We start from the raw sequence: 12999 nt of genomic DNA on the forward strand, positions 1-12999 counted from the left end.
AATATGCATTTCAGTTATTCAACAGTTGAAACAATACATAACGCTGCTGATTTATTTTCTATACCTTACCTATCTTTTCATACTCATAAATTTGATCGATTCGTACTTGATGTCTTCCCCCTTCATATTCAGCAGTCAACCAGCTATCAACAATCATCTTTGCCAGTTCAGCTCCCACCACTCTGGCTCCCAATGCCAGCACATTGGTATTGTTATGCTCTTTTGAGGCTTTAGCAGAAAAAGGCTCAGAGCATACAACAGAACGAACACCTTCAAATTTATTAGCAGCGATGGACATCCCAACACCAGTTCCGCATATTAAAATTCCCTGATTGCAACTTCCACGTTGAATGGATTTGCATACGTCAGCAGCCACGACAGGATAATCCATCCGTTCAGCAGAAAACGTCCCGAAATCCTTATACGATATACCCTTTTCTGACAAATGGGCTTTAATGGCCTCTTTAAGATCAATAGCTACATGGTCACAACCTATTGCAATAGACATATGAAAAGCACCTAAAATTAATTATTTAGAATTATATTATTGTTATAGCCAATTTCCCCCGCAGCCTTGAGTTCACTGACTTTAGAAGCCCAGTCAGGAGATTGAACGATGACTGAGCAAACGACACAGGCGTTTGCACCTAAAGTCATCACCTCCCTTATCGTGTTCTCATGCATTCCCCCATCAATGACAATTTCCAAATCAGGGGCTTCCTGTCTCAGACGAATAATTTTCTCAGATGTTGACTGGATGTACTTCTGGCCTGAATATCCGGGATTGACTGCCATTAATAAAATTCTGTCAACATCGGGGAGATACTCAGCTATCTTTGATACAGGTGTTTCCGGATTAACACAAAGCCCTGCCTGAAACCCTTTTTTATGTATAGCATCGATAATGTCTGAATGATTATCAACGGATTCAAAATGAAATGTAAAGCTGTCTATGTTCTGCAGTCGATCAAGGTAATGCAAAGGATCATAACTCATTACATGAACGTGTTTGGGCAGATCAGTACGAAACTCACTTATAAATTCAGTGGAAAAAGCCTCAACCGGTACAAACTCTCCATCCATAATATCAAGATGAACCGAATCCACCAATGGCAAAAGTTTTGGAAGACTGTTTTGTAATTTATGTTTTTCAAGACATAAGAGCGAAAATTCAATCATCGTTTTACCTTCATTATGAAAATAAATCCCAAATTGCATCAGGGACCTTTGACCCGATATCAATTTGCCCTATTATATTTTTATTCGAAAACCCTTTGTTATAGCGATGCCGAATCAAAACACAGGACATTCCAGCAGATTCAGCGGCAAGGCATCCAGATGGACTATCTTCAAAAACCAGACATTCTCTTGATGCCACCTCAAGTTTCTCGGCTGCACGCAAAAAAATCTCTGGATCAGGCTTCGGCCTTAACACCTGATTGCCCATTACCAACGCCTGCTGGTGGAAACCCAAACGTTCTATAACGATTTCCACATACCGACCATATGAATTCGTTGCAATGGCAACCGATATTTGATTTTCGATTAATTTTTTAGCCAATGAAACACAATCGTCAATCAAAGGGGCTCTTGCTGCGACGTCCAACAGCAGTTGTCTCCTTGCTTTGATTAATTTTTGTGCATCTCCTTTCAACCCCAATTTATCCAAAATGAGGGACACATTCTTTTCTTCCGAACATCCTATAAACTGGGAGGGCTCCAGAGATACAGATAGCCCGAATTCATTTTCCAGAAGTCTGCTATAAGTTTGAATTCGATCAAGCTCAGAGTCTATCAATACACCATCTAAATCAAAAAGAGCTGCTTTCATGATAACAAAATCATTTCCGCCTTTTTCAAATCTGAAACGGTATTCACCTCTAACAATATCCCCGAATACTCTATAACACGAATATCATGCACCTTTACAGCCTGACGGATAACCCCGTAGTAGTTTTGACACTTGTCTCCATTTTCAATATACTGAAAAATTCTATTCTTTAACCACACCACAGTCCCATGGGACAGTTTTGCAACCCCAACCGCCTTTCCGACAGCACCTTCAAACAATGTGTTACGCATTTCAACAATACGATCACCATTAAGCGCGACCAACTCCATGTTATCGGATAGCTGGATGCTCTTATCCATGACAATAATATTATCCTGGTGGCAATTAATGAGGAGCTGAATTGTCTCCTCATTAACTATAATATCGCAATTAAGATGAATATATGCTTCGCCTTCTATCAGATGGCTAGCAAGCCAAAATGAATATGAACTGTTCGAGTTATCATACTCTGGATTATTCACAAACTTAAAATGACAGTCAGAAAATTTTTGGACGTATTTTTTGATAAGCCCACCATGGTATCCAGTGGCAATAACGATATCTTTAATTCCATTGGCCTTTAGCGAAGTAATCTGATAGTCAATAATCGGTTTACCAGCAACCTTAACCAAGGCCTTAGGAATCTCTTTTGTATAGTCATTTAGTCTGCTACCGAGACCGGCAGCAAGTATAAGCGCTTTCATCTTAACAAACTCACATCAGATAAATTGATTTAGCCAGTCTCAAGTCTTCCAATGCTCTCACTTTTTTAGCTTGCTCAATGAAGGGCCTGAATTCGCAGCGAACCGCCACATTCTTAGATAATGTTTCATATAAAAAAGACAAGACCGACTCTGGGATTTCAGGGTAAATATTAAAAAAATCACCAACAAAATGAAACGGCAGGTAATCCGGCCCAAAATATGAAAAATTCTTCTGGATAATCTCCAATTCTTCACCTTCTGCCATAGCTTCCCTCATTTCCATAAACTCTTGAATATATGGAGGAGAAAAATCAACATAGTGGACCACGTTTTCTTTGTCACAGACAAAATTCTTAGGATGCGGGTCTATGAATAAACCGGATTGAACTGCCAAACTTATTATTTTGGATATCTGTTCTACAACATCATTGTCCCCTTGCATCAAGTCGTCCAAAGAAAAGTTCTGCTGAATATTTGGTCCGTGAAAATGGCATATATATATGAGCCTATCCCCTTCGTTGAAAGACTCCTCCACTACCGGCAAAGGAATTCCCTTCTTCCTCAATTGCTTAATATAACGATCTGTCAGTTGTTTTATTTCGGCCATTTTTTCACTCAGCGCAGTGTTCGGTCGTATGATTTTTTTTATACACGGCGTGCCGTTAATATCAAGCAACTCAAAGGAGGTATTTAAAACACTAAAATTGCCAAATCCCGTATCAGGTCTCATTCAAAAGCCTACTTTCTTAATTTAATAATTCTAAATTTACAACTGCGCCAAAACCCTATACTTCGATAATCTTATCCAGCAATAGCTGATCGATAATTTTTGTAAAGAATCGCCTACTATTATCAATCTGCTCGAGTATTGTGTATCTTTGTTTTTGCCGCCCTCTTTCCCGAGAATCCAACAATCCTGCAATCACTTGCTCTTTTGTCAATCCAATTTTTGCCAAAGATGAAGGAAGGCCCAATCGTTGCATCATTTTTTTAATGCTCAGGTAATCCTGACCTTGGATGTATGACATGATCAGAACGCCCAATGCAACGAGTTCGCCATGAAGAGGAACAGTTGAACACTTTTCTTCAGCACAAAGCGCAAATAAATGCTCAGAGCCAGACGCGGGCGCACTACCAACCCAATCGGTTATGCAGCATAGTACCACCTGCGCCAGATGATACTCCCGTACCCAATTCAAAAACGGCTCAGACAAGTCAACAGTTTCAAGCCACAGTATTACACGCGCTGTTAAATCTTCAACAAAATAGTTCCGCTGTCTATTATACTGCGAAATCGAAAGCTTCCAGTCATATACGGCGGTATAAAATGCCATAATATCGCCTAACCCGGTCCGGATCAAACGAAAATTACTTTCCGCAAGCTTATCAAATACCCCCAAATCAAGCAGAGCAAGATGGGGCGGAGAACCATCTATCGTTAACTTATAACCCAGCTGCTTGATTGCTGGAAGCGCGTGGATTTTAGGAGAAGCATACACATGAGTTGCTAAACTAGTGGGAAACGAAATTGTCTGTCTCTCGGTTTTTAGTCCAATAAACTTTTGGATATCAATTGTTCTTCCGCCCCCGACCCCTACGATATAATCAATTTGACTGTTATCTAATATTGAATCAATAACATTCTCCAGAATTTCTCCGTTAAACTCGTCATCAAGATTAAGTGTCATATTTGCAGAATAGAGAGAACTTTTGCTTAACCCGTGCTCAATAAACTCAAATGGTGTTTTTTCTGTCACCAATAGGGATTTTCTTGAAATAACCGGCCAGACATATTCGATCAATCTGTGTCCAGCAGAAACAAAGGGTGCGATTTGATAGGCTAAAAGTTCCTTTGGCAAAAGCTTCTCAGACAGATCAAAGCTTTCTGAGCTGAATGGGGTATTAAATGTATCATTGTACGCCTTTTGATATTGGCCATCCCATGCCGAATCACTTTTTTTCCCTCTGCCGTTTTTTTCTTTTAAAAGATATGATTCTAAATCATATAAGTGGTTCTGTTTACTTGATTTCTCTCTCATCCTAAACTTTCTTTTTTAGGGTTGTCCACTTCACGTTCTTTCAAGCTAAACCTTTTTTTAATTTTAGGGTATATTTTACTGGTTTAGTTTGCTCCACCTTCTCTTTATTTCAATTGATAGCAATAGTATTGCTGATATAAAAAAACCGGCCCAAAATCCCCAAAAGGCATATTTAATAATGCTTGGTGCAACAGGTCTGGTTGATACAAATATGTCACCGTCAGTAACAAACGCCCTCAGTTTTGATTCACTAATTTCCAAATCCTTCAAAAGAGTGGTTTGCTTCTTGATTTCACCAGAGAATTCATGCCAATCATTAAATAAATAAATGTGGTTTTCTATTAATTGCAGTTCTTGCTCAAGCATTTGAACTAAGCTGTTCAGCATTTCTACCCTTTGACTTTGCAAAAAAATACTGGGTTGGTTTTTGCCGTGGATAATTTCAGACAGTTTGATCTCTTTTTGCAAAACCACTATCTCTTTTTTTAAGCCCGCTGTTTTCTTTCTGACCAAATCGGAGACAGCAGACCGTTCTCTGACAAGATTAGATATCAGCTTCTGCTCAATGGTGTAGCTATTCAAAAAATCAACAAATCGCTTCAGTGTATTTTTAATATCTTTTTGATCCGTTCCTACGATAGAAATGTGAATTTTTGAATCAAACGAATTCCGGCTCGGCATGGAATATTTTACAAATATACTTTTACCCTGAAAAGAACCAATCCCCAATGAGCCAAGGTGAACCATTTTTAAGCGACTATCAAATGGAATCTGATTTTCACCTGAGAACTTCTGTAAAAAGGCAACACTTTGAACATTCCTTTTGACATCAACAAATATTGCGTTGGCGGAATTGTAACTAAAACCAATATAACTTAGCAGTCCCTCTATTTCAGGTGAATCAATGGTTTCTAATTTAGGGGGACATAGAGTCACACTGGCTTGATAGTATTTATCCAAAAAAAGAGAATACAGAATTGATGTCAGGCAGAATAAAAATGAAAAAATACCAACCACAAGTATTTTTTTTAAAACAATTTGGCAACAATACCAATTTGCACTATCCACCTTATTCATGTTGTCCTCAAAAATGATTTATTGTTGGATTAGTTTAATTTCTTCATACAATTAAACAACAAAAAAGCCCTCAATTTATCAATTACGCAGAGTAAAAACACTAAATAAAAGCTATACCATTGCACGGCATCACATCTTTTTGAGCCAAGAAGAAGTCGACCTTATAGTTTCGCTTTACTAAAACTTTAAACCTTGGTCTTAAAATTATTAGTGAATCAAAATGATAAAATCCTAAGAATGTGCAAATCATGCAAAGGTCTCTTTCTGGACATAGCTCCGCCCTTTCGGCGACAGGCTTCACCGACAATGTAAAAGGACATCTTTAGTTAGCCTATTGGCTAAAATCAATAAAACCCTTTGATTTCACAAGCAATTCCGGATTATTACAGAAGTCAGCATCTATATCCTCCCCCAGTTCTAAAAGAATTTTGATTTCCTTTTTAATATCTTCATATTCTTTGAGTTTGTGTTTCAAACAATGGAGGATCAAATGTGTTAATTCTTTTAGTCCGATTGGTGTAATGTGATAAAGATATGCATTTTTATGTGAAGTGTTTTTGAACTGCTCGATCCGGATAAGTCCAGTTTGAACGATTGCTGATATACAATAGTTGATTTTCCCGAGACTAACTCCAATCATTTTGCTCATCTCTCTCTGGGTTAGACTTGGATTGTCCTTTAAAAGTGAAAGCAATTTTAATTTAATTTCATCGTCCAACGAAGCGTTCATGAAACTGTCTTATAGGTTAAAAACAATCCAAGGTCAATGCTTTTCATGTGTTCATGTTCCTATATGCAAAAAATACAACAGAATTAATTAATTGATTTCAAAAAAGTACAGGGTGTCACAAAAGCAACACCCTTCAATCAAAACGCCCTTAAGCGATTGATGGATCAGCTACTGAAAACCACAGTCACTTGAGCCCGTCTCTGAAAGGATTTATTTTGTGAAGGAACCTTTGCGGCAAACCGGTATTCACCGGTGGTGCCGATTTTGAAGATAGCCGGTTTCAGACCGTACCTGACCATCTCATGAACGATGTTTGCGGCGCGGGAGGCACCCAGTTCAAAGTTGGAGGGATATCTTTTGGTGTTGATGGGGTCCGGGTCCGCAAAGCCATTGACGTATATTTTTACATCATAGGGTTTAAGGAAACGGGCCAATTTTTTTAAAAAGCGTTTATATTCTTTGGCCAAGGCGGCGCTGCCTGACGAAAACAGGATGGGCAGGGTGTTATTTATTTTGGCACAACCACCATCGGCGTTAAGCACTTCAACCCAATCTTCGAGGCCGGCTTTTTTTACAGCCATTTCAATGTCTGAAATTTTGCCCTGGGCCATGGAGACGTCGGGGACCTTTACGGGTATGGGGGTGGATTTTATGGGTGCGGACATTGCGGTTGTTTTTTTTGTACCCGCTTTTTTCATGGTTGCCTGAAAAGCGCTTTCATAGCCGGCAATTATTTCGTCCAGGCGTTCCTTTTCATTTTTGAGACGGGCCAATTTTTTCTCTTTGGAAACCACCGAGGATTTAAGTGCCCTAGGGGCTTTCCGGCCGGAATCCGAGATACGGTTGATTTTCAGGACCAGCCAGTCCAAATCCTTTTGGGTATCCTGAATCTGCTTATTCAAGACATTGGCCTGGGTCTGATACTCTCCGATGATGGCCTCAAGCTCGACAGCGTTGTAGGCGCCGGTGTTTAATTTTTTGTTATCATAATAGCCGTTTGCGTTGGCTGTGCAAAAAATAAGGATGGCGACTGCCGGGAGGGTGGCAGACAACATCCGGGCCATTGATCGTAGCTTTAAAGAAAAGGCATCCATTTTTTCCCCTTCACATCTGCGGTGGCCGAGAGATAACGGCCTGGTTGAAAACTTTAGCGATCAGGATCTTCCGGCGGTAATCGGATTGCCGCCAGAAACAACCGGCTTGACATTGTCACCTATACCCACAGGCCACCAGATCATGCCTTCTTTGGCAAAATTAATGCGCAGCCGTAGCCTTGCCTTGGTGATGCCGTAGTCTCCCTGGGTGACTTCCATAATTTCCGTGCCCCGGAGCCAGGACTGGGTGTGAATCTGGATGGCGTCGTGATTAATCGTGCCCCGGCCCGCCTTCATAAAGGCGTCTACATAAACGCCGCGGACCTTTTCCACCAGTTGACGGTAACCGTCTGCCACGGCGGCCCGTTCGGCCATGAGGACGGCTTCCCCCTTGGTCAGGGCATTTTCAGGTTCCAGGCCCTTTCCCGTCACATAGAAGGTCACAATTTTGTGGTTGTCCGCGCTGCCGGCTGCCGAGTCAAGGACACCGCCCGGAGAACTGGCAACTGACCTGCTGCCGAGATTACAGCCATAGAAAAATAACATCATGAGTCCTGCCGATACAACCAATAATTTTTTCATTTTTCTTCCCCGTAAGTTACAATTGTTTCGGAATTTAAACCCCTTGCTTAAGCATTGATTCAAAACCGATATTCATGATAAAACCAAATCGTCAAAAAATGCCGCAAACTTTAGCTCTTCTGTGTTTTTTGATGCCGGTTTTATTCCAAACCATATAAAAATATGGTTAACATAATATGATGACTTACAAATTCTATGCCTTGCCAATTAAAAATCATTTATAAAGGGGTCCTGTTGTCGGCCCTGTGTGTCGCCGCTGTGTTCAACCCATTGAATGCCAAGGGGCATCAAGGCATTGCCACCTACTATATCCGGTATGACGAACACTCTTTTAAACACCAAATCACGGGCGGACGATTGACCATGATCCCGGCAGAAAGGGATTACAGGGCGGAAAATTTTTCACGGATAAGGGTGGCTGGAAAAATCACGGCCGATAATCGGGAATCAAACCACACACTTGAAAATATGGCCAAAAAAAATGCCTTCATCAAAATATTAGAACTGAACGGCTTGAAATCCGTCACCACAAAAGGCCTTGATACCACCATCACCTATGAAGCCCTGGTGCTTTCTCCCATTGACCTGCAGATCGGTCCATACGAGCGCAATATTGGCGGATACGCCTATACGGCCCAAATTAATTTTGCGCCCATGGCATTCCCTGACCAATGGAATGATTTAAGATTAAAATTCAAAATCAAAGAAATCTTTAATGACTTTATCCTGTTGTTCAAATAGAGTTTTCCAACTGATTATATTCTTATTGCTCCTCTGCGCTCCAGGCATCTCTGAAGGCCGGCAGGCGGGTTATCTTCTGGCCGATGCCCAGGGGAAAATTTTGTATGCCGAAAATGAAGACCAGCTGTTTATCCCTGCATCCATAACCAAAATCCTTACCTCCCTTGCGGCACTGGAAACCCTGGGGCGGGATTACAGGTTTGAAACATGGATAGGGTATGCCCCGGAAATGAGGAATTTATATATCAAAGGGTTTGGCGACCCCTTATTGATTTCTGAACAGATTCAAAAAATGGCTCATGAACTGGTTAGGCAAAACGGATTCCGTACCCTCAACAACATCATTCTGGATCATAGTTTTTTCAGCCAAAATATAGTGATTCCCGGGACCGGAGAATCCAACAATCCATACGATGCGACCACCGGGGCCTTATGCGCCAATTTCAATACGCTTTATTTCAAATGGGACAAGAGTCAGAAAACATATGTCAGCGCCGAACCGCAAACGCCTCTGCCTTCCATTTTCCAGGCGGAAATCGGCAAATCAGGATTAAACCAGGGAAGGATTTTGCTGGCGCTACCCCATCGCCGCCTATACCCTGGCCTGCTGGCCAAAACCTTCCTGAAAAATGAAGGGGTTATGGTAAGAGGAGAAATCAATGAGGGGACGTTCCCGCCCAAAGATGTGGTCCGGCTTAATTTTAAATCCGGATTCACCTTGGCGGAAGCGGTGGAAAAACTGCTGCGGTTTTCCAACAATTTCATGGCCAACCAAATTATGCTGAGTATGGGGGCGATCCAATGCGGCGCACCTGCAACCCTTGAAAAAGGCGTGGATCACCTCAACAGCTTCTCAAAAAACCGACTCGGACTAAAGGGGTATAAGCTGGCCGAAGGTTCGGGATTGTCACGCAGGAACCGGTTTACCCCCCGGCAGATGCTTAAAATCCTCATGGCATTTATGCCATACCATCGGTTGATGCGGACCCAAGGAAACGAATTCTACAAAACAGGAACCTTATCCGATGTGAAAACAAGGGCCGGGTATTTTAGGGGAAAAGATGAGCGCCTCTACCCCTTTGTCATCATGGTAAACCACTCTAACAAGGGGTATTCCAGCATCCGCAGGTTGCTGAAAGAGAAGGTGGCCACCCTTTCGTCAGCCACCTGATCTCATTATTTTTCCCGGGGATGCTCGATATAGGCGTAGGCGCTGTGGTTGTGAATGGATTCAAAATTTTCAGCGCTCACTGAAAACCAGGTGATGTTATCGTCTTCAAGGAGTTCCTTGGCCACGTCCCTGGCGATATCTTCCACAAACTTGGGATTATTGTACGCTTTTTCCGTAACGAATTTTTCGTCAGCCCGCTTCAATACTGAAAAAATATCGCATGAAGCCGATTCTTCCACCAGATTGACCATATCTTCAATCCAGATGAACTTATGGAACCGGGTGCATACCAGCACCTCTCCCCGCTGGTTATGGGCCCCGTATTCGGAAATTTCCTTGGAGCATGGACAGACTGAGGTGACCGGCACAGCCACCTTTAAAACGATGTCTGTCTTTTTACCTGAATTCGCAGAGCCCACAATGGTGCACTCATAGTCCATCAAGCCTCTGGAACCGGTACTGGGGGAGGTTTTTTCAATAAAATAGGGAAAAGAAATTTCAATGTGCGAGGACTTTGCGCCCAGGGTGGTCTTCATGTCCTCTAAAATGCTGGTCAGGGACTCCAGGGAAATCTGGCTTCTGAACACATGAAGCAATTCAACAAACCGGCTCATATGGGTGCCCTTGCACTGGTGGGGCAGGTCAACATACATACTGATCTCGGCCACGGTGGACTGGGAGCCCTGGTTTTTGTCCCGTACGGTCACCGGGTATTTCAACCCCTTGATTCCCACTTTGTCGATGGGAATATTCCGGAAATCCGGCTGGTTCTGGATATCAATCATGGGTGCGTCTCTAAAAGATAATCCCGGGAAACGTTTCCCATTGCCCGGAATATATTTCCTTTTATGTGTTTGTTGTGCCTGTACATGCCTTCCAGCATCTTGCGAACCTCTTCCCTTTTGGTCCGGCCTGCGCTGGGGCAGGGATTGTCAAACCCGGGCATGCCCATTAATCGTGACAACCTTCGCAAATCATCGGCCTCAACATATGACAGCGGCCGGATGATATCAAGAGCTCCGTTAAAAAAAGATTGCCTGGGTTTCATGGTGCCGATCTTTCCGGCATAAAAAATATTGATAAACAGGGTTTCGATGAGGTCATCCTTATTATGGCCAAGGGCGACTTTCTTGCATCCATGGTCCCGGGCCAGCTCAAAAAGCCGTTTGCGCCTCAGGCGACTGCACAGGAAGCATGGATTTTCACGATTTTTGCCCGAGTGGGCCTGGAGACCGTAATCTGTATATTCGATACGGAGTCCCGGGTAGAGGTCCCGGGAAACGGTGTCCGTATAGGTCTGGAGAGCCGGTGCAAATGATCCCTCAAATCCGGGATCAATATGCACCGGTATGATATCAAATGATACGGGTGCTTTTTTTTTCAGGGAAGCTAAAAGGTGTAAAAGGGAGAGGCTGTCTTTTCCGCCGGAGACACCGACCAAAATACGGTCGCCGTTTTCAATCATCTGCCAGTCATGAACAGCCTTGCCCAGGCTGTGATTCAGTTTTTTGTCCAGCCTCTTTCCCAAATCACCCTATTCGTCTTCAGTGTCGGTATTTTTTTTGGCAACGATTCGGTTGGCCGCAATCTCCCGGAGCACGGTGACGACATCTTCGTTTTTTGAAGATTTTACCAAAAGATCAGCGCCTTCACGGACCTGGCGAATCCGTTTGGCAGCCAGATGAACAAGACTGAACCGGTTATCCACGTTTTTCAAACAATCTTCTATGGTTACGCGAGCCACAGCAACATCCTCCAGTTACAATATATCAATAATTTCATAAACCCGTTTTCCGCCCGGAGCCTGGACAATAGCCTCCTCACCCGGCTCTTTGCCGATGAGGGATGCGCCCAGGGGAGAGGATACGGAAATTTTGCCCTGCTTGATGTCGGCTTCGTCCGCACCAACGATCATGTATTCCACCTCTTCCTCGGAATCCAGGTTTTCCACCAGCACCCGGCTGGCAAACCGGACCACATCCTTGGGTACGGTATCCGGGTCAATGATCTTGGCATTGGCCACCTTGTAAGACAACTCTCCTATCCGTCCTTCAAGAAAAGACTGCCGCTCTTTGGCCGCATGGTATTCGGCGTTCTCGGACAGATCACCATGGGCACGGGCAACCTCAATGGCCTTAATATTCTCAGGCCGCTCAACGGTTTTCAGTCTTTCCAGTTCTTTTTTCAAGGCGCCATAGCCCTGCTTTGTAATAGGTATCTGCTCCAAAACTTAAGTTTTACTCCGTTTAATAAAATATCTTGTTCTTGAATAAAGGGGGTTCCAATCACCTGAACCATAAGCCTGATATAATACCAAACTTTACCCTAATGTGTCAAGATACTGATTTTTGTGAAAAATGAATCTCCGCATCGGATTTCCGAAGATAAACGGGAACCAGGCAATTTTCTTCTGCAGTGAAAAAACCCGGGTTCCCCAGCGCAGGGCCGGCCATGGCCGCTGCACTGACAGCATCCATATGCATGGGGGATATCCAGGCACTGCTTCCTGCCCGTTCTTTAATGAGTTCGGCATAGGCCTTAGAGCCGGATCCGGCAAACAAGGCCGCCTCACCCGCGGCATCAATCGCCTCATCCGGGGGACAGACCCGCTCTTGGGACTTTTCAACCAGCCGCCCCCTCTCAAACCGGTACAGGGCCGTATAGACCTCCTGCCGTTTTGCATCCATCATCACACAGACAGGCGCCGATGCCGGGTAAAACCGCCAGGCAATGCCGTCAAGGCTGGACACCCCGGCGCAGGGTTTTGACACAGCAGCGGCCAGCCCCTTAATGACACTGATCCCGATGCGCAGCCCGGTGAAACTTCCCGGCCCCCTGGCGGCAATAAATCCGTCGATATCGGAAATGTCAAGCCCGGCCCGGTCCTTAACCATTTGTTCCACCATGGCCATGAGACGTTTGGAGTGGCTTTTTGCCCCGGTCCAGAAGGACTCGCAAATCAACTCCCGCCCCTGGAACAGGGCCATGCTTGCCCCCTGCTCTGCCGTACTCAGGGAAAAGAGGCGCATG

Annotated in this window: 17 protein-coding genes; 2 read left to right on the forward strand and 15 right to left on the reverse strand. The window is 43.6% G+C overall.

Going from position 1 to position 12999, the window contains the following annotated elements:
• Positions 1–58 precede the first annotated feature (58 nt).
• The 10 genes from rpiB to HUN04_03980 form a co-directional block, all read right to left on the reverse strand.
• On the reverse strand, positions 59–508 hold the full coding sequence (rpiB, locus tag HUN04_03935; GenBank protein WDP88926.1) for a ribose 5-phosphate isomerase B: 450 nt from the start codon (positions 506–508) through the stop codon (positions 59–61).
• Positions 509–525: 17 nt separating this feature from the next.
• The gene (locus HUN04_03940; GenBank protein WDP88927.1) at positions 526–1179 is read right to left on the reverse strand and encodes a ribulose-phosphate 3-epimerase; all 654 of its coding nucleotides are present in this window, start codon (positions 1177–1179) and stop codon (positions 526–528) included.
• Between the two features lie 13 nt (positions 1180–1192).
• Positions 1193–1831 (reverse strand): HAD family phosphatase, encoded by a 639-nt coding sequence (locus HUN04_03945; GenBank protein ID WDP88928.1) that lies wholly within the window; start codon positions 1829–1831, stop codon positions 1193–1195.
• On the reverse strand, positions 1828–2535 hold the full coding sequence (locus HUN04_03950) for a phosphocholine cytidylyltransferase family protein (GenBank protein ID WDP88929.1): 708 nt from the start codon (positions 2533–2535) through the stop codon (positions 1828–1830). Before HUN04_03950 ends, HUN04_03945 begins: the two co-directional genes overlap by 4 nt.
• Before the next feature lie 10 nt (positions 2536–2545).
• Positions 2546–3265 carry a hypothetical protein gene (locus tag HUN04_03955; protein ID WDP88930.1) on the reverse strand — a complete coding sequence of 240 codons (720 nt, stop codon included), beginning with the start codon at positions 3263–3265 and terminating at the stop codon, positions 2546–2548.
• A 55-nt stretch (positions 3266–3320) separates the two neighbouring features.
• Complete coding sequence (locus tag HUN04_03960; protein ID WDP88931.1) at positions 3321–4574, reverse strand: iron-containing alcohol dehydrogenase; 1254 nt, start codon at positions 4572–4574, stop codon at positions 3321–3323.
• Positions 4575–4649: 75 nt separating this feature from the next.
• Positions 4650–5651, reverse strand: a complete 1002-nt coding sequence (locus tag HUN04_03965) for a hypothetical protein (GenBank protein WDP88932.1) — start codon at positions 5649–5651, stop codon at positions 4650–4652.
• Positions 5652–5982: 331 nt separating this feature from the next.
• Positions 5983–6381 carry a MarR family EPS-associated transcriptional regulator gene (locus tag HUN04_03970; GenBank protein ID WDP88933.1) on the reverse strand — a complete coding sequence of 133 codons (399 nt, stop codon included), beginning with the start codon at positions 6379–6381 and terminating at the stop codon, positions 5983–5985.
• 164 nt (positions 6382–6545) lie between these two features.
• Positions 6546–7475 (reverse strand): OmpA family protein, encoded by a 930-nt coding sequence (locus tag HUN04_03975; protein WDP88934.1) that lies wholly within the window; start codon positions 7473–7475, stop codon positions 6546–6548.
• Between the two features lie 60 nt (positions 7476–7535).
• Positions 7536–8057 (reverse strand): hypothetical protein, encoded by a 522-nt coding sequence (locus HUN04_03980; protein ID WDP88935.1) that lies wholly within the window; start codon positions 8055–8057, stop codon positions 7536–7538.
• Positions 8058–8291: 234 nt separating this feature from the next.
• On the opposite strand from HUN04_03980, the gene HUN04_03985 reads away from it, so the two are divergent.
• Together HUN04_03985 and HUN04_03990 are read left to right on the forward strand one after the other, a co-directional pair.
• Positions 8292–8798 carry a hypothetical protein gene (locus HUN04_03985; protein ID WDP88936.1) on the forward strand — a complete coding sequence of 169 codons (507 nt, stop codon included), beginning with the start codon at positions 8292–8294 and terminating at the stop codon, positions 8796–8798.
• Positions 8773–9969, forward strand: a complete 1197-nt coding sequence (locus HUN04_03990; protein ID WDP88937.1) for a D-alanyl-D-alanine carboxypeptidase — start codon at positions 8773–8775, stop codon at positions 9967–9969. Before HUN04_03985 ends, HUN04_03990 begins: the two co-directional genes overlap by 26 nt.
• A gap of 5 nt (positions 9970–9974) precedes the next feature.
• On the opposite strand, the gene HUN04_03995 is transcribed toward HUN04_03990, so the two are convergent.
• The 5 genes from HUN04_03995 to tsaB all read right to left on the reverse strand — a co-directional run bounded on the left by HUN04_03995 (position 9975) and on the right by tsaB (position 12998).
• Positions 9975–10754, reverse strand: a complete 780-nt coding sequence (locus HUN04_03995) for a GTP cyclohydrolase I FolE2 (GenBank protein WDP88938.1) — start codon at positions 10752–10754, stop codon at positions 9975–9977.
• On the reverse strand, positions 10751–11497 hold the full coding sequence (locus HUN04_04000) for a tRNA 2-thiocytidine(32) synthetase TtcA (protein WDP88939.1): 747 nt from the start codon (positions 11495–11497) through the stop codon (positions 10751–10753). Before HUN04_04000 ends, HUN04_03995 begins: the two co-directional genes overlap by 4 nt.
• Positions 11498–11503: 6 nt before the next feature.
• Positions 11504–11713, reverse strand: coding sequence for a DNA-directed RNA polymerase subunit omega (locus HUN04_04005; protein ID WDP88940.1), 210 nt, complete (start codon positions 11711–11713; stop codon positions 11504–11506).
• A gap of 15 nt (positions 11714–11728) precedes the next feature.
• Positions 11729–12196, reverse strand: coding sequence for a transcription elongation factor GreA (gene greA, locus HUN04_04010; GenBank protein WDP88941.1), 468 nt, complete (start codon positions 12194–12196; stop codon positions 11729–11731).
• Positions 12197–12302: 106 nt separating this feature from the next.
• Entirely contained in the window at positions 12303–12998 is a 696-nt protein-coding gene (gene tsaB, locus HUN04_04015; GenBank protein WDP88942.1) for a tRNA (adenosine(37)-N6)-threonylcarbamoyltransferase complex dimerization subunit type 1 TsaB, read from the reverse strand.
• Position 12999 lies beyond the last annotated feature (1 nt).

This window comes from Desulfobacter sp. (assembly GCA_028768525.1).
Lineage (GTDB): Bacteria > Desulfobacterota > Desulfobacteria > Desulfobacterales > Desulfobacteraceae > Desulfobacter.